This is a genomic window from Chitinophagaceae bacterium (assembly GCA_016710165.1).
GTDB lineage: Bacteria > Bacteroidota > Bacteroidia > Chitinophagales > Chitinophagaceae > Ferruginibacter.
Genome location: JADJLJ010000002.1, coordinates 518,718 through 540,918, shown reverse-complemented (window position 1 = coordinate 540,918; position 22,201 = coordinate 518,718). Strand labels below are relative to the sequence as shown.

General features: G+C 46.1%; 21 protein-coding genes and 1 pseudogene. 17 read left to right on the top strand and 5 right to left on the bottom strand.

Annotated elements, in window-relative coordinates; translation table 11 throughout:
* Positions 1-107: 107 nt before the first annotated feature.
* Positions 108-3,440, bottom strand: coding sequence for a preprotein translocase subunit SecA (gene secA, locus IPJ02_12820; GenBank protein ID MBK7376404.1), 3,333 nt, complete (start codon positions 3,438-3,440; stop codon positions 108-110).
* A 248-nt stretch (positions 3,441-3,688) separates the two neighbouring features.
* On the opposite strand from secA, the gene IPJ02_12815 reads away from it, so the two are divergent.
* The 7 genes from IPJ02_12815 to IPJ02_12785 all read left to right on the top strand — a co-directional run bounded on the left by IPJ02_12815 (position 3,689) and on the right by IPJ02_12785 (position 10,783).
* Positions 3,689-4,393, top strand: coding sequence for a hypothetical protein (locus IPJ02_12815; protein ID MBK7376403.1), 705 nt, complete (start codon positions 3,689-3,691; stop codon positions 4,391-4,393).
* A 45-nt stretch (positions 4,394-4,438) separates the two neighbouring features.
* Positions 4,439-5,020: a hypothetical protein gene (locus IPJ02_12810; protein ID MBK7376402.1), complete on the top strand. Its 582-nt coding sequence runs from the start codon at positions 4,439-4,441 to the stop codon at positions 5,018-5,020.
* A gap of 115 nt (positions 5,021-5,135) precedes the next feature.
* On the top strand, positions 5,136-5,681 hold the full coding sequence (locus IPJ02_12805) for a carboxypeptidase regulatory-like domain-containing protein (GenBank protein ID MBK7376401.1): 546 nt from the start codon (positions 5,136-5,138) through the stop codon (positions 5,679-5,681).
* Positions 5,678-7,987 (top strand): outer membrane beta-barrel protein, encoded by a 2,310-nt coding sequence (locus IPJ02_12800; protein MBK7376400.1) that lies wholly within the window; start codon positions 5,678-5,680, stop codon positions 7,985-7,987. Before IPJ02_12805 ends, IPJ02_12800 begins: the two co-directional genes overlap by 4 nt.
* A gap of 94 nt (positions 7,988-8,081) precedes the next feature.
* A complete protein-coding gene (gene atpG, locus IPJ02_12795) occupies positions 8,082-8,963 on the top strand; it encodes an ATP synthase F1 subunit gamma (GenBank protein ID MBK7376399.1) in 882 nt (293 codons plus the stop codon).
* Between the two features lie 88 nt (positions 8,964-9,051).
* The gene (gene scpB, locus IPJ02_12790; protein MBK7376398.1) at positions 9,052-9,756 is read left to right on the top strand and encodes an SMC-Scp complex subunit ScpB; all 705 of its coding nucleotides are present in this window, start codon (positions 9,052-9,054) and stop codon (positions 9,754-9,756) included.
* Between the two features lie 184 nt (positions 9,757-9,940).
* Positions 9,941-10,783 carry a glycerophosphodiester phosphodiesterase gene (locus IPJ02_12785; GenBank protein MBK7376397.1) on the top strand — a complete coding sequence of 281 codons (843 nt, stop codon included), beginning with the start codon at positions 9,941-9,943 and terminating at the stop codon, positions 10,781-10,783.
* Between the two features lie 12 nt (positions 10,784-10,795).
* Here IPJ02_12785 and IPJ02_12780 read toward each other — a convergent pair.
* Together IPJ02_12780 and IPJ02_12775 are read right to left on the bottom strand one after the other, a co-directional pair.
* Positions 10,796-11,781 (bottom strand): annotated as a pseudogene (locus tag IPJ02_12780) (amidohydrolase).
* Positions 11,782-11,887: 106 nt separating this feature from the next.
* On the bottom strand, positions 11,888-12,412 hold the full coding sequence (locus IPJ02_12775; protein MBK7376396.1) for a 3-hydroxyanthranilate 3,4-dioxygenase: 525 nt from the start codon (positions 12,410-12,412) through the stop codon (positions 11,888-11,890).
* A gap of 201 nt (positions 12,413-12,613) precedes the next feature.
* On the opposite strand from IPJ02_12775, the gene IPJ02_12770 reads away from it, so the two are divergent.
* The 8 genes from IPJ02_12770 to IPJ02_12735 all read left to right on the top strand — a co-directional run bounded on the left by IPJ02_12770 (position 12,614) and on the right by IPJ02_12735 (position 20,235).
* Positions 12,614-14,071 carry an aldehyde dehydrogenase gene (locus IPJ02_12770; GenBank protein ID MBK7376395.1) on the top strand — a complete coding sequence of 486 codons (1,458 nt, stop codon included), beginning with the start codon at positions 12,614-12,616 and terminating at the stop codon, positions 14,069-14,071.
* Between the two features lie 84 nt (positions 14,072-14,155).
* Positions 14,156-14,572 carry a RidA family protein gene (locus tag IPJ02_12765; GenBank protein ID MBK7376394.1) on the top strand — a complete coding sequence of 139 codons (417 nt, stop codon included), beginning with the start codon at positions 14,156-14,158 and terminating at the stop codon, positions 14,570-14,572.
* Between the two features lie 27 nt (positions 14,573-14,599).
* Positions 14,600-15,019, top strand: a complete 420-nt coding sequence (locus tag IPJ02_12760; protein MBK7376393.1) for a four helix bundle protein — start codon at positions 14,600-14,602, stop codon at positions 15,017-15,019.
* Positions 15,020-15,049: 30 nt separating this feature from the next.
* Positions 15,050-16,324, top strand: a complete 1,275-nt coding sequence (kynU, locus tag IPJ02_12755) for a kynureninase (protein ID MBK7376392.1) — start codon at positions 15,050-15,052, stop codon at positions 16,322-16,324.
* Complete coding sequence (locus IPJ02_12750; GenBank protein ID MBK7376391.1) at positions 16,324-17,691, top strand: FAD-dependent monooxygenase; 1,368 nt, start codon at positions 16,324-16,326, stop codon at positions 17,689-17,691. Before kynU ends, IPJ02_12750 begins: the two co-directional genes overlap by 1 nt.
* A 109-nt stretch (positions 17,692-17,800) precedes the next feature.
* A complete protein-coding gene (locus IPJ02_12745; GenBank protein ID MBK7376390.1) occupies positions 17,801-18,415 on the top strand; it encodes an FMN-binding negative transcriptional regulator in 615 nt (204 codons plus the stop codon).
* A 26-nt stretch (positions 18,416-18,441) separates the two neighbouring features.
* Positions 18,442-19,302 (top strand): orotidine-5'-phosphate decarboxylase, encoded by an 861-nt coding sequence (gene pyrF, locus IPJ02_12740; protein MBK7376389.1) that lies wholly within the window; start codon positions 18,442-18,444, stop codon positions 19,300-19,302.
* Between the two features lie 15 nt (positions 19,303-19,317).
* Positions 19,318-20,235, top strand: coding sequence for a metallophosphoesterase (locus tag IPJ02_12735; GenBank protein ID MBK7376388.1), 918 nt, complete (start codon positions 19,318-19,320; stop codon positions 20,233-20,235).
* Between the two features lie 3 nt (positions 20,236-20,238).
* On the opposite strand, the gene IPJ02_12730 is transcribed toward IPJ02_12735, so the two are convergent.
* Positions 20,239-20,772, bottom strand: a complete 534-nt coding sequence (locus IPJ02_12730; GenBank protein ID MBK7376387.1) for a hypothetical protein — start codon at positions 20,770-20,772, stop codon at positions 20,239-20,241.
* A complete protein-coding gene (locus IPJ02_12725; protein MBK7376386.1) occupies positions 20,772-21,374 on the bottom strand; it encodes an SGNH/GDSL hydrolase family protein in 603 nt (200 codons plus the stop codon). The genes IPJ02_12730 and IPJ02_12725 overlap by 1 nt, the downstream gene beginning before the upstream one ends.
* A gap of 135 nt (positions 21,375-21,509) precedes the next feature.
* On the opposite strand from IPJ02_12725, the gene IPJ02_12720 reads away from it, so the two are divergent.
* Positions 21,510-21,986, top strand: a complete 477-nt coding sequence (locus tag IPJ02_12720; protein ID MBK7376385.1) for a hypothetical protein — start codon at positions 21,510-21,512, stop codon at positions 21,984-21,986.
* On the top strand, positions 21,973-22,176 hold the full coding sequence (locus IPJ02_12715; protein MBK7376384.1) for a helix-turn-helix transcriptional regulator: 204 nt from the start codon (positions 21,973-21,975) through the stop codon (positions 22,174-22,176). The genes IPJ02_12720 and IPJ02_12715 overlap by 14 nt, the downstream gene beginning before the upstream one ends.
* The last annotated feature ends 25 nt before the right edge of the window (positions 22,177-22,201 follow it).

The window sequence follows — 22,201 nt, the reverse complement described above, 5'->3', positions numbered from 1 at the left end:
AAAGCCCCCGTGAGCTGTAAATGAATTGCCCCACCTTAAAGGGCGGGGCAATTGAAACAAATTTATTCATGGGCTTTAGCCCAATTCTTTACAAAAGAAAGTCTTTTTTATACATCCTTCCCGTGGCAATGCTTATACTTCTTGCCACTGCCGCAAGGACAAAGATCATTACGGCCCGGTGCTTTCTCCACACGGATCGGTTCCTGCTTTACCGGTCCGGACGGATCGATGTATTCATTCTCTGCACTGATATGCTCGGGGCCTCCTCCGGCCGTTGCAAATTCTTCCTTGCGCTGGCGCATCTTGCTCATATCCGTCCGGCGCTCCCTTCCTTCCCGAATCTGCCCGGCATTGGTCTGCTCCATCGGTATCTGTGCATGGCAAAGGAAACTCACAATATCCTTGTTCACCTGGTCATCCATCTGCTTAAAGGCATTGAATGCTTCGATCTTATAAATGACCAACGGGTCCTTCTGTTCGTAACCTGCCGTCTGCACACTGTGGCGCAGGTCATCCATGGCTCGTAAATGTTCTTTCCATGCATCATCGATCAGGGCCAGCGTGATGTTGCGTTCAAGTGCATCATTCAGTTCCCTTCCTTCACTGGCCAGGTATTTATCCAGGTTGGCCAGTGCCTGTATCTGTTTCTTCCCGTCGGTAAATGGCACCGCCACATTCTCGATATGATCGCCCTGCTCCTTGCGGATATTCTTTATGATGGGCAATGTCTGCTGGATGATGGAATCTGTTTTCCGGCGGTATTGCGTAATGGCCTCGTTGTATAAACGTTCGCTCAGCACATTCACATCATCTTTGTCCAGTTCTGAAGCCGTAATGGATGTATCAATTCCAAAATTCACAATGGCTGCCAGTTTGAATCCTTCGTGGTCATTCAATTCTTTGAAAGAATTGATAAGGCCATTGGCAACAGAATAAAATGCGTTATCGAGGTCAAGCGCCAGCCTTTCGCCAAACAGGGCATGGTTACGTTTCTTATACACCACGTTACGCTGCTTGTTCATCACGTCATCATATTCCAGCAAACGCTTACGGATGCCGAAGTTGTTTTCCTCCACTTTCTTCTGCGCCCGTTCTATTGATTTAGTGATCATGCTGTGCTGGATCACTTCGCCTTCCTTGTAACCCATCCGGTCCATCAGCCCGGCAATACGTTCGCTGCCGAACATACGCATCAGGTCATCTTCCAGCGAAACAAAAAAGCTGGAGCTACCCGGATCACCCTGGCGGCCGGCACGTCCACGCAACTGCCTGTCCACCCGGCGGCTTTCATGCCGCTCGGTACCAATGATGGCCAGGCCACCGGCCTCTTTTACACCGGGGCCGAGTTTAATATCGGTACCCCGGCCGGCCATGTTGGTGGCAATGGTAACAGCTCCTGCCAGTCCGGCTTCGGCTACCACCTGTGCTTCCCGGGCATGTTGCTTTGCGTTCAATACATTATGGGGAATATTCTTTTGCTTCAGCATCCTCGCCAGCAATTCACTTACTTCCACAGAAGTAGTACCTACCAGCGATGGCCTGCCAATGCTGCGTAACCGTTCCACTTCATCAATGACCGCCTTATATTTTTCCCGTTTTGTTTTGTAAACAAAATCCTGATCGTCCTTACGGATCACCTTCACATTCGTGGGAATGGTCACCACATCCAGTTTGTAAATGCTCCAGAACTCTGCTGCTTCCGTTTCGGCCGTACCCGTCATACCGGCCAGTTTGTGATACATCCTGAAATAATTCTGCAGCGTAACGGTGGCATAGGTTTGTGTAGATGCTTCGATCTTTACATTTTCCTTGGCTTCAATGGCCTGGTGCAACCCGTCGGAATACCTTCTGCCATCCAGGATACGGCCTGTTTGTTCATCTACAATTTTCACAGCGCCATCCAGTACCACGTACTCCACATCCTTATCAAATAAGGTATAGGCCTTTAATAACTGCTGAACCGTGTGAATACGATCGGCCTTTAATGCATAGTCATTGAGCAACGCTTCCTTTTTGTGAAATTTCTCATCATCGGCCAGGCTGCTCTTTTCAATTTCAGAAAGTTTGGTGGCAATATCGGGTATGATGAAGAACTCGGGGTCTTCCCCGGCCCTGGTGATCAATTGTATTCCCTGGTCGGTCAGGTCAACCTGGTTATTCTTTTCATCGATGTTAAAGAATAATTCCGCATCCACCTTGGGCATTTCTTTCTGCTGGTCGGCCAGGTAATAATTTTCCGCCTTCTGCAGTTTCACCCGGTGACCGGGTTCACTTAAGAATTTTATCAGGGCGCTGTTCTTGGGTAAACCACGGTGTGCCCGCATCAGGGCCAGGCCGCCGTCTTTGGGATCATCATTGCCTTCAGCAATTTTTTTCTTTGCCTCGATCAGGAACTGGTTCACTGCCTTTCGTTGTGCCTCTATTAATTTTTCAATACGTGGCTTCAGGTCGAAGAACTGCTGGGTATTATCGCTGTGACCAACGGGTCCGCTGATGATCAACGGGGTACGGGCATCATCGATCAATACACTATCCACTTCATCCACCATGGCAAAATGGTGTTTTCGCTGTACCATTTCCTGCGGTGTATGCACCATGTTATCCCTTAAATAGTCGAAACCAAATTCGTTGTTGGTACCATACGTGATGTCGGCATTATAGGCATTGCGGCGGGCATCTCCGTTCGGCTCATGTTTATCGATACAATCAACCCGCAGTCCTAAGAATTCAAAGATGGGGCCGTTCCATTCACTGTCCCTTTTGGCCAGGTAATCATTCACGGTAACGATGTGCACGCCTTCGCCGGATAATGCGTTCAGGTAGGCCGGTAACGTACTCACCAGTGTTTTACCTTCACCCGTTGCCATCTCGGCAATTTTGCCGGAGTGTAATACAGCGCCACCGATCAACTGTACGTCATAGTGCACCATGTTCCAGGTAACGATGCTTCCGCCGGCGGTCCAGCTGTTCTTATAAATGGCTTTATCGCCCTCAATGATGATATTGTCTTTCTTAACGGAAAGTGTCCTGTCCAGTTCCGTAGCGGTACTTTCCAGCGTAGTGTTCTCAGCAAAACGGCGGCTGGTTTCCTTTACGGTTGCAAATGCCTCCGGTAAAATCTCCAGTAACACCACTTCCAGCTGGCTGTCTCTTTCCTTTTTCAGGTCATCGATCTCCTTGTAGATGATGTCACGGCCATTGATATCGGCGATGGGTAATTCTTCCGCTGCTTTCTTTTTATCTTCTATTTGCCGGTCAATAGCGGCCAGGTGTGCCGCAATGCGTTGTTTGAACTCGTTGGTCTTATTGCGCAATTCATCATTGCTGAGGGATCTGTATTGTGCAAAGAACTGGTTGATCCTCTCAACCTGTGGCAGTATCTTCTTTACATCCTTTTCACTTTTATTGCCTCCAAAAAGTTTCGAAATTGCGCCGATCATAAATTCAGTGTTGTTGGGTATTGCTTAAATACGTTATTATAAAGACCATTGTATTGTCAAATATGGTGCTGAAATAAGATTCGAGCCATAATGACAGAGCCTGCCCCGTTTAAACAGGGCGACAAAGATAGTAAATGTTTGGGGGTTGAATTTTATTGACTTAAAGAAGATATTAGCCCTTTTCCAGGCTTTAATCTTTTGTTAACTAACCTTTTAGCCCCTGGCCGTATAAACAGCAAACCATAAATATGAAAATGAAACTAAACCCCTTTTTAGCCGGCTTCATTGCATTGGCAGTAGTCTTTGCTGCCTGCAGCAGCAACGAAATTGGAGACAGCAAAGATGTTAACCAGGACAAGATCTACATGGATCATTTCATCAGCCATACAGAAGGGGATGAATATGTGGACGTCACCTGCCAGTTCCGCTTTGCCGGTAACAGTGGAACCACCCTTGTTTTAAGCGATGACAGCAACGTGGAGTTTGACGGCGAAAAGCTGAACGTGGACAGCAGTGCTGGCGGCGGAGCTTACTATAAAATCCGAAAGCCGGTAACCGGTTTTTATGGCAACCATACCATCAACTTTACCAATACCGATGGGAAAAGATTTGAGAACAAATTCAGTTTTGCTCCCTTTGCATTGACCAACGCCGCCAGGGAAACAGGCAGAACCAAAGATCTAATAATCACTTACCAGTCGGCACCTTTGACCAAAGCGGATCATATAGAAGTGTACAGCACTGATACCGACAGCAGTTTTCATTTCAGCCAGGATGGACCTAAAAGCGAAATTGTAATTCCTGCCAGGGAATTAATGCGTCAGAAAGGAAAAAATCTTTCACTGGAATGCGACCTGTACCGGGAGATTGACCTGCAGCAAAGCACTGCTGAAGGCGGCCTGATACGGATCCGCCAGGAACTTAAACCGGTTAAAATAAAACTGCTCCCCTGAACAATCTTTTCAGAATATTGTTTCGTATTTTGAAAAATACAAAATATGAAACGTTCCATTCTGTTCATTGGCTTTATTGGCATGGCCCTCTCTTCTTTTTCACAAAAGGCAGACCTGGTAAAGTTTGAGAAAGAAAGAACCGGCATTTCAAAAAGATCCATGCTGGTACTGGGTGCATGGTCTGTGGCAAACATTGCAGTAAGTGGTATTGCCACCAATACCAGCAACCGGGAGATGCGGTATTTTCACCAGATGAATGTGATGTGGGGCGGTATCAACCTGGCCATTGCCGGGCTGGGTTACTGGGGAGCCGGCAGGGAAAATATTGATAACCCAACATTAGCGGCAGTACTGAAACACCAAAGCAAAACAGAAAAGACCTACCTGATCAATGCAGGACTCGATGTGCTTTATGTGGGCGGTGGTTTATGGATGAACAAGGCAAGCGATCATCAGAAAAATCCCGATAAGTTCAAAGGATATGGCAATTCGATCATGCTGCAGGGAGGTTTCCTGCTTTTATATGATGCGGTAAATTATGCCATACACCGCAAGCATCGCAAACTTTTAGACAAGATGGAACTCAGTGGAGCTCCCGGCTCTGTATCGCTGGTTTATAGATTTTAAAGCCGTCATTTCTGTTAATAAATCCTCAAAACATAAACCATTCATCAAAATAAGTTCGGGTGATAGGTTTTCTAGGTTATTTTTACACGAATTAGTTCGTATATCAACTTTGTTTATGAGTAAATTATACCTCACTTTCCTTGTGGTTCTTTCAGGTTTTGCTGCCCGGTCGCAGGTAAAAGGAACATTGATAGATTCTGCTTCAAAAAAGCCGATAGAGAATGCCGTGGTGGGTTTGGTGGTGAAGTCAAATCCCACCGATACCACGTATTCATTTACAGATGACAAAGGACAGTTCCGTTTTGATGTAGTGCCTTCCTCCAATTTTTCCATCGTCATCCGCCACCTGGGTTATTGGCCCGTGGCCCGTTTTGTGCCCGTAAGCAAACAGGAAAAAACCATTGATGCCGGTAATTTTGTGCTGGCGCAGGATGCCAAATTGCTGAGTGAAGTGACCGTAGTGGCCCCGGCGATCGTGGTCAAGGAAGATACCATTGAATACCGGGCCGATGCTTTCAAAGTAAAAGAAGGTGCCGTGGTGGAAGACCTGCTGAAAAAACTGCCCGGTGGGCAGGTTGACAAAGACGGGAACGTGACCGCCCAGGGCAAAGCCGTGAGCCGGGTGAAAGTGAATGGCAAGGACTTTTTGGCGGCGACGTGAAAACAGCCACCAAGGAGCTGCCGGCTAATATTGTTGATAAGATACAGGTGATCGATGATTACGGTGACCAGGCAACGGTAAGCGGCATCAAAGACGGCGACCCGGATAAGATCCTGAACATCGAAATAAAGAAAGACAAGAACCGGGGATTTTTTGGAAGAGTTACCGGGGGGTATGGAACCGAAGAAAGATACCAGGCATCCATGAACGGAAATTATTTCCGGAACAATACACAGATATCTGTACTGGCTAACAGCAACAATACGAACACATCGCTTTTCAACTTCAGCGGAGGCGGTAACCGCGGGGCTACCAGCATGATGCGCCAGGGTATGAGCGTTATGAGTGATATGGGTGGCATGGGCCAGATGAACAGCATGATGCAAAGCGGCAACAGCCCTAATTTTGGCGGAGGCAGCAACAGCGGCATATCCACCACCAATTCATTCGGGTTCAATTACCGCGACCAATGGAGCAAGCGGATCAGTGTGTACGGCAGCTATTCTTACAATCACCGGAATACCAGCCAGGTTCAATACACGTCTTCCCAGAACTTTTTTGAAACGAACAGTTTTATCAATAACCAGGATGTGAACAACCTCACCAAAGGAAATTCACACCGTTTCACTTTCAATTTTGAATACCAGGTCGATTCATTCAATTACCTGAAAATAAGTCCCAGCATAAATTACAGCGGCAGCGATGCCAACAACAACACCGTTTTTGATTACTTCGAAACAACCAACGGAACCAGGACCAGTGACGGGAACAACAGGAACCTGACCAATTCGCAGGCACCCAACCTGGCAGCCACCATTTTGTACAATCATAAATTCAGGAAGCGTGGCCGTAATTTCTCCACCAGTTTAACCCTGGGAACCTCGGATAATGATTCGGAGCAGGATGTGACCAATCTAAGTTACCAGTATGTCCCGCCCTTTATCGGTCCACGCAACAGTTTCCAGTTCATCGACCAGGAAAACGACAACTACAACTACGGGGTACGTTTCACGTATTCTGAACCACTTACCAAATACCGCAGCCTCGACCTCAGCTATTCGCATAACCTGAGTCACAGCCGCAACAACCGGCAGACCTATAACGTGGATTCAGCTACCCAAACAAAAACACTGAACAGCTTTTTAAGCAATGATTATGAAAATGATTTTTACAACAACCGCATCGGCGTTTCCATGCGTACCACCAAAAAGAAATACAATTACACCATCGGCATCAGTGTGCAGCCGGTGAACCTGCAGGGCAATTCAATAACAAAGGACAGTGCCTACCAGACCATCCGCCGGGCCAATGTTTTTCCCATTGCCCGGTTTGTGTATAATTTCAACCGCACCCGTTCATTAAACTTCAGCTATAACGGGAATGCCACCCAGCCAAGTTTCAGCCAGTTGCAGCCCGTACAGGACGTAAGTAACCAGCAAAGCATCACCACCGGTAACCCGAACCTGAAACCATCGATGAACCACAACCTGAACTTCTCCTATAACAATTTCAATTTTATAAGCGGAAAGGTATTATTCACCAATTTTACCTTCAGCACCATCAGGAACCAGATCGTGAACAATACCATCAATAAAGGGGCAGGCCGACAGTTAAGCATTCCCGAAAATGTGAATGGCTATTATAACCTGCTTGGCTTTTATGTGTATTCAAGGCCTTACAAAAACAGGAAATATGTGTTGTCTTTGAGGGGTACGGCAAATTACAATCACAACATCAACCTGATCGACAGCATCCGTAACATCGGCAGCAACTGGGTGATCGGGCAGGGCTTTACCTTTGAATACAATTACAAAGAGATACTGGAACTCGGCGCCGGCGTTAACTACAACCTGAACGATGTGAAGTATAAGAACAAATCGGGAAAACCGCTTACCACCCTGCAAAACTCATCGAGCAATGCCTGGACCTTCAGCAGCAACATCAACCTCAACATCACCAAAACGCTGGTGCTGAAATACGATTTTGATTACACCATCAACTCCGGGCTGGCCAGCAATGTGAGCCGCAACCAGGCCATCATGAATGCGTCGCTGGAAAAACAACTCTTTAAAAAGAAGAACGGCATCATCCGGATAGAGGCATTCGACCTTTTCAAACAAAACAGCAATATCAACCGCAGTGTGACCGCCAACAGCATTGTTGACAGCCGTACCAACCGCCTTACCCGGTATTTCATTGCCACTTTCACGTACCGCCTGCAACGGTTTGCCGGGCAACCCATTCAGACCCGGGGCGTTGATTTCAGGAGGATGGCCCCCCCTACCGGTGCTCCCCCCCAGTTTTAGGGATCAAAACCTGAATAAATATAATTTTTCGAGGGGTTTTTACACCCCTTTTTTATTACCTTTGCCGCCGTTAAATTAACCAGACAGAATAACTATGAGTGGTGCATTAAAAGAGGTTCGTAACCGTATCAAGAGTGTTCAAAGTACGCAGCAGATCACGAAAGCCATGAAAATGGTGAGTGCGGCCAAACTCCGCCGTGCCCAGGATGCCATTACCCAGATGAGGCCCTATGCCAGGAAATTACAGGAAATGCTGAGCAATATTGTCAGCAACAGCGAAGGCGATGTGAGCATGGCCCTGGCAGCCCAGCGGCCGGTGGAAAAAGTAATGATCATTGTGGTTACCAGCGACCGGGGTTTGTGCGGTGGTTATAACAGTAACCTCATCAAACTGGCCAAACAGACCATCCAGGAAAAATATGCTGCCCAGCATGCCAAAGGCAATGTGACCATATTACCGATCGGCAAAAAGGGCTATGAGAATTTTTCCAAGACTGACTTCAGGGTCATCAATAATTACTGGGATATTTTAAACGGGCTGACCTTTGAAAAAGCACAGGCCGCTGCCAAACATGCCATGGATGCATTTGCCAATAAAGAAGTGGATGCTGTTGAACTGGTTTACAGCGAATTCAAGAATGCCGCCACCCAGCGTTTTGTAGCTGAGCAATTTTTACCGGTACAAAAAGTGGCAAAGGCAGAAGGGCAGAAAAATGCCGACTTTATTTTTGAGCCGGGCAAAGACATCCTGATCGCTGAACTGATGCCAAAGATCCTGAATACCCAGTTATTCAAAGCAACCCTCGACGGCAATGCCAGTGAGCATGGTGCAAGGATGACCGCGATGGATAAGGCCAGCGACAATGCCAATGAATTGCTGAAGACACTTAAGATAAGTTACAACCGTGCACGGCAGGCAGCCATTACAACCGAACTGACAGAGATCGTAAGCGGGGCTGCTGCATTACAGGGTTAAACGCCCCTGTCTCCGCCAGTTGGCGGAGAACAAGGCAGAAAACAATTTTTATAACCTAAAACAGATACCCCTTTAGGGGATAGGGGCCATGGAACTTTCAGAAATAATTCCTCACATAGAAGCACTGATATTTGCCAGCGATAAACCGTTGAACAATACCGAACTGCTTGAACTGGTAAACAGCGCCCTTGCTTTTATTGAAGACCGGGCCACCCAGGAACAGGTGGATGCCGCCATTGAAGGAATTGCAGAGAAATATGATTCTGAGTTTTATGCCTTTGAACTGAAACAGATCGGCGGCGGATGGCAGTTTCTTACCAAAAAAGAATACCACAAGACCGTTGCCCAGCTGAACGGCGATAAATTCTTAAAGCGCCTCTCCATTGCTTCACTGGAAACCCTGGCCATCATTGCTTACAAACAGCCCATCACCAAAAGCGAGATCGAAGCCATCCGGGGCGTGAACTGTGATTATGCTGTACAGAAACTGCTGGAAAAAGACCTGGTGATCATCTCTGGCAGAAATGAAGATGCGGTAGGCAAACCACTCATCTATGCCACTTCCAAATCCTTTATGGACTACTTCGGCATCAACAGTTCGGAGGACCTGCCTAAAATATCAGAAGTGCTGATGGAAGAACTGGTACAGGCCACCCATGTTAAAGAAGCAGAAGACAATGCCACTGCTGAAATAACAGAACTAAGCGAAACCGTACTGGCGGTTACCGAAACCGGCGAGATCGTGGAAGAAGTGACCGGCGAGAACAATACCAATGAACAGGCGGAAGGTTGATCCCCTTTCAGGAATATCTTTAAAGGCATGAATCAGTTCATGCCTTTATTTTTTGGTTTAACTTTAATGAATGAAGGACAGTATTTCACAAGCAGGTCTCCGCAAACAGGTGATCCTTTTTTTGGCAGCCCTGTTCTGCATTGCCTGTACATCCACCCGGCAGGTTAAAACGGTGAATAGCGAAATGAAAGAACCCAACCAGGCAGATCAAACAGGTTTTGATAAACAAGGACATCGTGGCTGTCGTGGCTTAATGCCCGAAAACAGCATCCCGGCCATGATCAATGCACTTGGCCTGGGCGTTACCACCCTGGAGATGGATGTGGTGATCACAAAAGACAAACAGGTGATCCTGTCCCATGAGCCATTTTTCAATCATGAAATAACCACCAAACCCGGCGGTGCTTTCATTACGGCAAAAGAAGAAAAGGATTACAACATATATAAAATGGATTATGAAGCTGTCAAAAATTTTGACGTAGGCCTGAAACCCCATCCCCGTTTTCCGCAACAGCAAAAAATGGAAGCGGTTAAACCTTTGCTGGCCAATGTTTTTGAGGCAATAAAAAAGGAAATGACGACCCGGAGAAGGCCCTTCCCCTATTATAATATTGAGACCAAAACAATGCCGGTCACGGATAATATCTATCACCCGGCGCCGGCTGAGTTTGTGGAACTGCTGATGAACGTGATCCGGGAAAACCAGGTGGAAGAACAAGTGATCATCCAGTCCTTCGATCCCAGGACATTGCAGTACCTACACCAGCACTACCCGAAGATAAAAACAGCGATGCTGGTTGAGGATCTTGATACCCGGACAATGGAACAGCAGTTAAAAGCCCTGGGCTTCATACCAACCATTTACAGCCCGGGCTATAAACTGGTAACAAAAGAACTGATCGAAAAATGTCATGCACAAAATATCAAGGTCATTCCCTGGACCATTAATACCAAAGCTGAAATTGAAAAGTATAAACTGATGGGGGTGGATGGGATCATCAGTGATTACCCGGATCTGTTCAATTGAAACCTGTAAGGTTTATGCATTCAGCCAATCCTTTGCATTCTTAAACAGCAGTTTTTCTTTAAGGCTACCTGCAAGATCCATTTCTTCGATCAGTTTCCCCGGGCGATGCTCTCCCAGGGGAAACGGGTAATCACTTCCCAGGCATATCTTATCCTCCCCCATCACATCGATGATATAACGCATGGCTTTATCATCATGCACCAGGCTGTCTATCCAGAATTTACCAATATAGTCCCTTGGATTCACTGAATTATCAACCGCCACCAGGTCGGGCCGCACATTAAACCCATGTTCGATCCTTCCGATGCTGATGGGAAAAGAACCCCCTCCATGTGCAAATGCCACCCTCAGTTTGGGAAATTTTTCAAAGACCCCGCCAAAGATCATCGAACAGATGGCCCGGGAAGTTTCAGCCGGCATCCCCACCAGCCAGGGCAGCCAGTATTTCTGCATTTGTGCCTCCCCCATCATCTCCCAGGATGTACAAATAAGGCACAACTGAGTTTTTCAGCCGCTTCGTAAAACGGGAAGAATTGCGGATCGCTTAAATTGATGCCATTGATATTAGTTCCGATCTCCAGCCCCGGCATCTTCAATTCTTTTACACATCGTTCCATTTCTTTTATGGCCATGTCCACATCCTGCAAGGGTACCGTTCCGATCCCGATAAAACGTTTCGGGCCTTTTGTTACGGTTTCAGCAATATGGTCATTAAAAAAACGGGAGGTTTCCTGCCCGTCTTCTGCATTGGCCCAGTAATTAAATAAAACAGGAATGGTGGAAAGCACCTGTACGGTCACATCCGTATCATCCATCTCTGTCAACCGTATTTCCGCATCAAAACAATTATCATCTACTTCCCGAAAGAGTTTATCGCCCTTCATCATACAGGCTTTGCAGTTGCGGTGTTCCAGGTGAATGAATTCTCCATAGCCAAACTTCTGTACCCAGTTGGGCATTTTGCCGGGCATGATGTGCGTGTGGATGTCTATTTTCATGTAATTCAGTTAATGCGCTTATACGTTAATCCGTTAATTGGTCAATCTGTTTAAACGTATGCTCGGGCTAACGGATATACGGATAACGGATATACGGATTAACTAATTAACCCTTTCTCACCGGAGGCGCCATCACACTTCCACACTTACTGCAGGTCCTTTTTTGTTCATCATTATAAAACCCTTCCATCACGGGCGGAAGCTGTTTTACGATATCGGTGATCACTTTGTATTCTTCGTATAATTTATTGCCACAGTTCTCACAATACCATAAAAATCCGTCCTCTTCTGTTTCCCTTACTTTTTCAATCACCAGTCCTACGGTATTGGGTCCACGCTGTGGTGAATGGGGAGTTTTGGGTGGCAGCAGGAACATATCTCCTTCATTAATAGGTATGTCTTTCGGCACACCATCATCAATGATCTTAAGAACGATATTACCTTCTACCTGGTAATACAGTTCCTCGCTTTCATTATAGTGGTAATCCTTTCGGGCATTGGGTCCGCCCACCACCATCACAATGAAGTTCTCGGCGTCTTTATATACACACTGGTTTCCTACCGGGGGTTTCAGCGTGTCACGGTGTTCATCAATCCATTTTTTCAGGTTAAAAGGGGCTGTTACTGCCATAGCAAGAGTTTTTAGAGTTGTAAGTTAATTATTTTTTGGGAGGAAGGGCAGGATCCGGGATGCGGGATACCGGATACCGGATACCAGATAATGGATACTGGATGCAGATTCCATCCTGGATCTTGGATCTTGGATCTGGCATTTGGCATCCGGCATCCAGCATCCGGCATCCGGTATCCAGCTTTTCTTTACCTTTAAACCATGCAACCGGATATTCCTTATCACCTGGAAAATTTCATCGGGGGAAATTTCATTGGCCCCCTCAGCGGAAATTTCATTGACAATGTGAACCCGGCCACCGGGGCTGTTTACGGCCAGGTGCCCGACAGTAATTCAAAAGATATTGATGCCGCTGTAAAAGCGGCCAAAAAAGCATTCCCGGCCTGGAGTGTGATGCCGGTTGAAAAAAAGTTTGATATCCTTAATAAGATCGCTTCCCTCATAGATGAGAACCTGGATGCACTGGCCCTGGCAGAGACCAATGACAATGGCAAACCCCTTTGGCTGAGTAAACTGGTTGATATTCCAAGAGCGTCTTCCAACTTCCGGTTCTTTGCCACCAGCATCATGCATTTTGCCAGCGAAAGTCACGCCATGGAAGACAGGGCCGTGAATTATACCCTTCGCCAGCCAATCGGCATTGTGGGCTGCATATCTCCCTGGAACCTTCCCCTGTATTTGTTTACCTGGAAAATCGCACCGGCATTGGCCGCAGGTAACTGTGTAATTGCCAAGCCCTCGGAAGTCACCCCCGTAACCGCTTTTCTCTTAGGCAGGATCTGCAAAGAAGCCGGCATGCCGGATGGTGTTTTAAATATTGTTCATGGCCTGGGACAGCATTGCGGCGAAGCCATTGTAAAACACCCGGAAATAAAAGCCATTTCCTTTACCGGCAGTACAAGAGCGGGCGAACGCATTGCATCCATTGCTGCCCCCATGTTCAAAAAACTTTCATTGGAGTTGGGTGGCAAAAATCCCAACATCATTTTTGCCGACTGCGACTGGAATAAGATGATGGAAACAACCATCCGTTCCTCATTCAGTAACCAGGGGCAGATCTGTTTATGCGGCAGCCGGATATTGGTGGAAGAATCTGTTTATGAAAAATTCAAAACTGAATTTGTACATAAAGTAAAGCAGCTGACCGTTGGCGACCCATTGGATGAGAAAAGCAAACAGGGAGCAATAGTAAGTAATATCCATTTTGATAAAGTAATGAACTGCATCATCCTGGCAAAAGTAGAAGGCGGTAAAATATTATGCGGGGGAAATGCCGTAAAGCCGGAAGGAAGATGTGCCGGGGGCTATTTCATTAAACCGACCATAATAGAAGGGCTCGGGCCGGCTTGTAAGACCAATACCGATGAGATCTTCGGCCCGGTGGTTACCCTGCAGTCCTTTAAAACAACCGAAGAAGCTTTGCAACTGGCCAATGCAACGCAATATGGACTGGCAGCAACCGTCTGGACGCAGGATATCAGCAAGGCAAACCTGGTGGCAGCTAAAATTCAGAGTGGTATCATCTGGATCAACTGCTGGCTGGTGCGGGACCTGCGAACCCCTTTTGGCGGAATGAAGGACAGCGGGGTTGGAAGAGAAGGCGGATGGGAAGCATTGCGGTTCTTTACAGAGTCTAAAAATGTTTGTATACAATTTTAATTAACCGCAAAGACGCAGAGGCGCAAAGTTTTGCTGGATACTATTTATTTTCTTTGCGGCTTTGTGCCTTAGCGGCGAAATATTATGAGTGAAATAATCAATACAGAAGGAGCAGCAAAGCCATTAGGCGCCTACCCCCATGCCCGGCGTGTAGGAAACTTATTATTCCTTTCCGGTATCGGCAGCCGGAGTGCAAAAGATAATTCCATACCGGGTTTAGAGCAGGATGCAGATGGGAATATCATTAAGTACGATATTGCAGCCGAATGTCATCAATGCTTTGCCAATGTAAAAGCCGTGCTGGAAGCCAGTGGCAGCAGTTGGGATAAAATGGTGGATGTGACCGTTTTTCTTACCAACATGAAAAAGGATTTTCCTGTTTATAATAAGATCTATGCGGAATATTTTACAGCCGTGCAGGCATGCCGCACCACCGTAGAAGTAAAAAGTTTACCCACACCAATAGCCATTGAATTAAAAGTAATAGCCACCATAGAATGATCCGTTTACCATTTACTATTTATCATTATGAGCACCATACAAAAATTCGAAGACCTTGAAATCTGGCAACTGGCGAGAGTACTTGCAAAAGATATCTTTTTACTCACCCAAAATGGAAAGCTTTCAAAAAAATTTTCATTAAAAGATCAAATGGGCAGGAGTTCAGGCTCTATAATGGATAACATAGCTGAAGGGTCTGGAAGGGCAAGCAGACTTGAGTTTATTCAGTTCTTGAGCATTTCAACAGGATCGGCCGATGAATTAAAATCACAGCTTTACAGGTGTTTGGATAAGGAATATATCAGTAAAGATATTTTTGATACCCTATATGAAAAAACAAATGCAATTTATAAAAAGATAAATGGTTTTATTAAGTATTTAAATACAACCTTAGTTAAAGGCACAAAATTCAAGGAGAGGACTGCAATAAAGGCCAATGGTAAATAGTAAATAGTAAATGGTAAATGGTAACCCAAAATGAATTTCCAAAATAACGCTGACTTTGCAAAAAAACTGGACGTATCCGATCCGTTAAGGGATTTCCGTTCTAAATTTTATTTTCCTGTCATCAACGGAAAAGAATGCATCTACTTCACCGGCAATTCCCTTGGCCTGCAACCCAGGACCACCCAGGATTATGTACTGAACGAACTGGAAGACTGGGCCAGTTTTGGCGTAGAAGGTCATTTTCATGCAAGGCAGCCCTGGCTCAGCTATCATGAAATGTTCCCGAACCTCTTAACAAAGATTGTGGGCGGCCTGCCGGAAGAAATCGTGGTGATGAACCAGCTTACGGTGAACCTGCACCTGCTGATGGCAACATTCTACCAGCCAACGAAAGAGCGCTTTAAGATCATCTGCGAAGCCAAGGCATTTCCATCTGACCAGTACGCATTCGAATCGCAGGCAAGATTTCATGGACTGAACCCGGATGATGCCATTATTGAAGTGGGCCCCGGAGAAGGGGAATACGTGATCCGGACAGAAGACATACTCAATTCCATAAAGCAAAACGCCGGTCAAACGGCGCTGGTCATCTTCAGCGGCGTGAATTATTACAACGGGCAGGTGTTTGACATGAAAGCCATTACCAAAGCAGCACATGATGCCGGTGCTTACTGCGGGTTCGACCTGGCACACGCAGCCGGTAATATTGAACTGCACCTGCACGACTGGGGTGTTGACTTTGCCTGCTGGTGCAGTTATAAATACCTGAATAGTGGCCCCGGTGGTGTGGCCGGCGCATTCATACACCAGAAACATATTGCCAATAAGAATTTACCAAGACTGGCGGGCTGGTGGGGTTACGAGAAAGCAACCCGCTTTCAAATGGAGAAGGGATTTAAACCCATTGCAACAGCCGAAGGCTGGCAATTAAGCAATGCGCCTGTTTTAAGCATGGCTGCACATAAAGCATCGCTGGATATCTTTGAAGATGCCGGAATGGATAATTTACTGGCCAAAGGAAAAATGCTCAGCGATTATTTGTTCTTTATCATTGAAGAACTGAATAAAAATGCCAAAGAAAAACTCATTGAGGTCATTACCCCGAAAGATGCAAAGGGATGCCAGGTTTCCATGCTGATGCTTAAAAAAGGAAAAGAAGTTTTTGAAGCATTGAAACAAAACGGTGTGATAGCCGACTGGAGGGAACCGAATGTGATACGTGTTGCCCCGGTTCCATTATACAATTCTTTTGAAGACATCTGGAAGTTTGGCGAAATAGTAAACTCAATTTTAAAATATTCGTGATGCAGAAAAAGGAATCGACCATCATTGGTGCCGGGCTGGTTGGCTCATTGCTTTCCATTTATTTGTCAAAGCGGGGATATAAAGTAATCGTGTATGAACGCCGCGGCGACATGCGGAAGGAAGACATGGTGGCAGGCCGTTCCATAAACCTGGCGCTCAGCGACCGGGGTATCAGGGCCCTGGAAGAAGTTGGCTTAATGGACGAGATCAGGAAGATATGCATTCCCATGCACGGCAGGTACCTGCACAATGCAGATGGCAGTACTGCCTTTCAGCCTTATGGCAAAGAAGGACAGTTCATCAACTCCGTTTCCCGGGGTGAACTGAACTGCAAGCTGATGGACCTGGCTGAGAAAAACGGTGTTGAAATTTTATTTAATGAAATGTGCAGGAGCATCGACTGGCAAAAGGATGAGATCATTTTTGAGAATACACTCAACCACAAACCTGCCTACCGGACAGGCAGGCTTCAAACCACAAACTTCAAACTGCTATTTGGCAGCGACGGTGCCTACTCTGCAGCCCGCCTCACCCACCATTTACAGCACGACCGTTTTCAATACCAGCAATATTATATCGACTTCGGCTATAAGGAACTGAATATCCCTGCAGGTGCCAATGGCGGATTTTTAATGGAGAAAAATGCACTGCATATCTGGCCACGGGGTAATTACATGCTCATCGCCCTGCCCAATATGGATGGCAGTTTTACCTGCACCCTGTTCTTCCCGTTTGATGGGGATCCTTCCTTTGCAAGCCTGGATACGAAGGAAAAAGTAAAATCATTTTTTGAAAAGACCTTTACCGATGCAGAAAAGCTGATGCCAACCCTGCAGGAAGATTTTTTCAGAAACCCTACCTCTTCCCTGGTCACTGTAAAATGCTTCCCCTGGATACGGGGAGATAAATTTGCATTGATCGGCGATGCTGCCCATGCCATTGTTCCATTCTTTGGACAGGGAATGAATTGCGGTTTTGAGGATTGCGCTGTATTGAACAGTTTACTGGATAAGCACAACGAAAACTGGTCAGCCATTTTACCGGAATACCAGTCATTAAGAAAGCCCGATGGCGATGCGATTGCCGACCTGGCCCTGAATAATTTCGTGGAGATGAGGGATAAGGTGGCCGACCCGAAGTTTTTGCTGCAGAAGAAGATCGAAGCGGCCTTCAGCAAAAAGCACCCGGATAAATGGATCCCGGCCTATTCGCAGGTTACTTTCAGTCCGCAGATACGATACAGCAGTGCATTGGTGAATGGAAGAAAACAGGAAGCCATTATGCAGGAGATCATGTCGTTGCCCGGCATTGAAACCAGGTGGGAATCGGAAGAAATTGAAAAAATGATATTGGAGAGATTACACTAATTTAAACGAATTACACGAATTGGTAGGTTTCAAAAAGAACTAAATTTACCTGGGTCTGAATTTAATTCGTGTAATTCGTTAAAATTCGTGCATTTAAAAGAACAGCCACATGTACAAATTCGATTATTACACAGAAAAAGACCGGCAGAAGGTCATCGACTTCATGAAAGAGAATGCCTTTGCCCTGGTCACCGGCATAGGAGAAGAATACCCGGCAGCAACACAGGTTCCTTTGGCAATAAAAGAAAAGGAAGGTAAAATTTTCCTGGAAGGACACATCATGCGGAAGACCGACCATCACCTGGCATTTGAAAAGAATAATAATGTGCTGGTGATCTTTACCGGTCCGCATTGCTTTGTAAGCGCAAACTGGTACACCGATCCGCATATGGGCTCTACCTGGAATTATATGACGGTGCAGGCAAAAGGAAATATCCGTTTTATGGATGCAGAAGGAACGTACAATGCCGTGAAAGAAGTTTCAGATAAATATGTGGGTACACAGTCTGCCGGCGCTTTTGACAACCTGCCAAAGGAATACATTGACCACATGATGAAAGCCATTGTTGGCTTTAGCATTGAAGTAGAAAGCCTGGAAAACACCTTTAAGCTCAGCCAGAACAGGGATGAGGCATCTCAGCGGAATATCATTGAACAACTGGTGAAACGGGGGGATGAGCATTCCAGGAAGATCGCCAAGGAAATGATACGGAGGCTGGACTGACCGGTTTTGCCAATTAACTTTGTCACATGACCAGAAAACAACTTATAGAGCAGGTACAAACAAAGAGGTCGTACCTCTGCGTTGGCCTGGATACCGACATCAGCAAAATACCAGCCCATCTCCAGTCACATCCCGATGCTGTTTTTGAATTCAACAAACAGATCATCGATGCCACGAAGGATCTTTGTGTTTCGTACAAAATAAACACTGCATTCTATGAAGCCATGGGGCTGAAAGGATGGGAAGCAGTGGAAAAGACCGTAAACTATATTCCCAAAGAACATTTCACCATTGCCGATGCCAAGCGGGGTGATATTGGCAATACTTCTTCGCAATATGCAAAGGCTTTTTTTGAAACCCTGAATTTTGATGCCATTACGGTTGCTCCGTACATGGGTGAAGACAGTGTAAGACCATTTTTGGAATTTGAGAATAAATGGACCATCGTGCTGGGGCTGACCAGCAACCCGGGCAGTAAGGATTTTGAACAGCTTAGGGTTGTTGGTCGGGAGACCAACAACGGCAAGGAGACCAACAACGACAGGGAGGTCAACCAAGGCGGGGAGTATTTGTATGAATCCGTTTTACGGAAAGTAAGCAGTTGGGGAAGCCCTAGCAACCTGATGTTTGTGGTGGGTGCTACCAGGGCCAGTGACCTGGAAGGCATACGAAAAATAATTCCGGATCATTTTTTATTGGTGCCCGGTGTGGGTTTCCAGGGAGGAAGCCTGGAAGAAGTAAGTAAATACGGAATGAACACAGATTGCGGTTTGCTGGTAAATGCGTCAAGAGCCATCATCTATGCCAGCGAAAACGAGGATTTTGCAACCGAAGCAAGGGCCATTGCGCACCAGTACCAGGCCGAAATGGCAACCTATCTTAAATAGCTGAAACCAATCTTTATGCAACGCAGAAAATTCCTCCAGAACGTATCTCTTATTTCTGCAGCTTCTGTCCTGCCTTCCCTGGCAAATGCAGGATCTGCTGAAAAGAAAAAACAGTTTACCATTGCTTTCATCAGTGATATACACATCAAGGCCCTGGATGCGGCTGAAGCCGGAATGAAAAGGGCTTTACAGACCATCAACCAGATGAAACATCAACCCGATTTTATCATAAACGGGGGCGATAGTATCATGGATGCCCTGGCTGCCGATAAGGAAAAGACCCAAATACAATGGGACCTGTTCAATAAGATAATGGAAGCAGAAAACAAGCTCCCCGTAAGACACTGCCTGGGCAACCATGATATCTGGGGCTGGCAACTGAAAGAGGACGTAAAAAGCGATGAACTTTACGGCAAGGCCTGGTGGCTGCGGCAAACAGGGTATAGCAAAACATACTACAGTTTTGGTCACCACAACTGGCATTTTATAGTTTTAGACAGTGTGCAGGAAAACAAGGGAGGTTATATTGCCCTGCTGGATGAAGAACAATTCAACTGGCTGGACAATGAACTGAACAGTAATAAAGAAAAATTCATCTGCATCATTTCCCATATCCCCATCATGTCTTTTTGCAGCGCTATGTTCTTCAACGACATGTTGCCCAACGGTGACTGGAAACTCTCGAGGGCCTTATTGCACACCGATGCCAGGAAAATAAAAGATCTTTTCAAAAAACATCCCAATATCCGGTCCTGCCTGAGCGGGCACATACACCTGCAGGACGAAGTGAATTACCTCGGCATAAAATATTACTGCAACGGTGCGGTAAGCGGCAACTGGTGGGGCGGCCCCTTCCAGGATTTTGCACCGGCCTATGCGTTGTTTGATTTTTATAAAGATGGAACGGTTGAAAGAAAGATGGTTGAATACTGATCCTTATACTCCCCGGTTTATTTTCCCGGTTGACATTATTTTTTCAACAATGGCCTGGATCTCGTCGGGTCTTTTTGTGCCGATCAGTAAAAGTCTGCCGTCAACAAACTTCAGTTGCAGTCCTTTATTGGAGGATTCAGACGTATTAATGGCCCTGCCTGTTCTTGAGGACCCGGTCCGTATCCCCCACCCCCCGTATTCATGAAAGGAATTGTACTCCCGTATATATGCATCATTCAGTTCATGCCACTCAATGGCTTTTTCCCTGAACTGGAATGGATAGAACCGGTAATAGATCCCGGTTTCGGTGATCCTTGTCTTCAACCGGATGGAACCCAGGAAGATAAAAAGGGCAAGAAGGAACAGTTCAACCAGGATCAAAACAAGATCAGGGGCGGGCTTTGTGCCGAATGGTTTGCCAATGAATACCTGCTGCAGGATCGCATAAATGAAAAGCATATTCAACACCCCCACGGCACCCCATGCCCACCATGTTTTGAACCGCTGTGTTTCTGAAAAATTCAGGACATCCTTCATCAGAGTTCTTTTAAAATCGCATCAAATAATTTAGCCGCCCATTTTTCATATTCTTTCCCCGAGGGGTGCAAACCATCCGCTACCAGGAAATCTGCTTTGTGCCCATCCACCCGCTGGGAAGTTGTGATATCAATAAAGCTGGCCTGGAATTGCTTTGCCGATTTTTCACAAACATAATTGAAGGCATCTATCTCATCAGCCACCTGGCTCCTGTCCCTTCCGGCTGCAAAGGGGGTAATACCCCAGTCGGGGATGCTGAGCACAAAGACCCGGTAGGGTTTGTTATCTGCAAACCGGATGGCTTGCTGAAGCAACTGTTCAAACCCGGTCTTGAATTCAGTTGTGCTGCGGCCCCGGTATTGGTTGTTTACACCGATCAGCAGCGAAACGATATCATATCCCCCGAGCAGGGATGTATTTCCGATGGCATGGTCCAGTTCATCTGTTGTCCAGCCGGTTTTTGCAATGATCTCGGCCGCATAAAATGCAAAGCCCTCTTTCCGTAACAACTGCACAGTTTGATTGGGGAAATTTTCTGCAAAGGGTACCTGTTCACCAATGGTATAGCTGTCGCCCAGTGCCAGGTAAGAATAGGTTGTCATGGTATACTTTATTAGTACAAATTTATGGCTAATCACAAAATCCCCATACTTTATTTGTTAAAATATTCTTACAAAATGTAAAATTATTTTGACTTAATGTAAGATATACTTTACATTTGTGAAAACAATTAATTTATGTCTACCAAGTTATTATTACCGAACCGCTATAAAAAATTTGGCTGGTTCATCCTGGTTCCGGCCTGCATTGCAGGCCTGGTACTGCGTTACTACGATTTTGATGCGAACTGGATGCATGCCAGCGTATTTGCATTCGCAAGTGATGGCTTTCCGGGGAACCCCACGTACTTTGGGTTTATAGACACCAATATTACCAATACGGTGATCGGGTCTTTATTCATCCTTGGTGCGATGCTCGTGGGGTTCTCCAAAGAAAAAAATGAAGATGAATTCATTGCCGAACTCCGGCTTTCTTCGCTGCTATGGGCTGTTTGTGTCAGCTACCTGCTGCTGTTGCTGGCCTTCTTATTCGTATATGGCACCCCCTTTTTTGATGTGATGGTGTACAACATGTTCACCGTACTGATCATCTTTATTGTACGGTTCAATTTTATCTTATACCGAAATGCTAAAACCGTTCCTGATGAAAAATAATATCAAGATAGAAAGAGCGATCAAAGGGCTTACACAGGAAGACCTGGCCAATAAAGTATCCGTCAGCCGGCAAACGATCAATGCCATGGAAGCAAATAAATACGTCCCTTCAACGGTGCTGGCCTTGAAAATAGCCAGGGTCTTTGGTAAACCGGTGGAGGAGATATTCATACTTGAAAAAAATGATTAGTTGGTGATGTCCTGATTTCAAAGCC

Bases quoted from the DNA above. Each gene is read 5' to 3' on its own strand.
- scpB (MBK7376398.1), top strand. From the start codon at position 9,052: ATGGAACTTTCAGAAATAATTCCTCACATAGAAGCACTGATATTTGCC.
- pyrF (MBK7376389.1), top strand. From the start codon at position 18,442: ATGACCAGAAAACAACTTATAGAGCAGGTACAAACAAAGAGGTCGTAC.
- IPJ02_12730 (MBK7376387.1), bottom strand. From the start codon at position 20,772: ATGAAGGATGTCCTGAATTTTTCAGAAACACAGCGGTTCAAAACATGG.
- kynU (MBK7376392.1), top strand. From the start codon at position 15,050: ATGAATTTCCAAAATAACGCTGACTTTGCAAAAAAACTGGACGTATCC.
- IPJ02_12750 (MBK7376391.1), top strand. From the start codon at position 16,324: ATGCAGAAAAAGGAATCGACCATCATTGGTGCCGGGCTGGTTGGCTCA.
- IPJ02_12765 (MBK7376394.1), top strand. From the start codon at position 14,156: ATGAGTGAAATAATCAATACAGAAGGAGCAGCAAAGCCATTAGGCGCC.
- IPJ02_12770 (MBK7376395.1), top strand. From the start codon at position 12,614: ATGCAACCGGATATTCCTTATCACCTGGAAAATTTCATCGGGGGAAAT.
- IPJ02_12805 (MBK7376401.1), top strand. From the start codon at position 5,136: ATGAGTAAATTATACCTCACTTTCCTTGTGGTTCTTTCAGGTTTTGCT.
- IPJ02_12745 (MBK7376390.1), top strand. From the start codon at position 17,801: ATGTACAAATTCGATTATTACACAGAAAAAGACCGGCAGAAGGTCATC.
- IPJ02_12785 (MBK7376397.1), top strand. From the start codon at position 9,941: ATGAAAGAACCCAACCAGGCAGATCAAACAGGTTTTGATAAACAAGGA.
- atpG (MBK7376399.1), top strand. From the start codon at position 8,082: ATGAGTGGTGCATTAAAAGAGGTTCGTAACCGTATCAAGAGTGTTCAA.
- IPJ02_12775 (MBK7376396.1), bottom strand. From the start codon at position 12,412: ATGGCAGTAACAGCCCCTTTTAACCTGAAAAAATGGATTGATGAACAC.
- IPJ02_12815 (MBK7376403.1), top strand. From the start codon at position 3,689: ATGAAAATGAAACTAAACCCCTTTTTAGCCGGCTTCATTGCATTGGCA.
- IPJ02_12725 (MBK7376386.1), bottom strand. From the start codon at position 21,374: ATGACAACCTATTCTTACCTGGCACTGGGCGACAGCTATACCATTGGT.
- secA (MBK7376404.1), bottom strand. From the start codon at position 3,440: ATGATCGGCGCAATTTCGAAACTTTTTGGAGGCAATAAAAGTGAAAAG.
- IPJ02_12810 (MBK7376402.1), top strand. From the start codon at position 4,439: ATGAAACGTTCCATTCTGTTCATTGGCTTTATTGGCATGGCCCTCTCT.
- IPJ02_12760 (MBK7376393.1), top strand. From the start codon at position 14,600: ATGAGCACCATACAAAAATTCGAAGACCTTGAAATCTGGCAACTGGCG.
- IPJ02_12720 (MBK7376385.1), top strand. From the start codon at position 21,510: ATGTCTACCAAGTTATTATTACCGAACCGCTATAAAAAATTTGGCTGG.
- IPJ02_12735 (MBK7376388.1), top strand. From the start codon at position 19,318: ATGCAACGCAGAAAATTCCTCCAGAACGTATCTCTTATTTCTGCAGCT.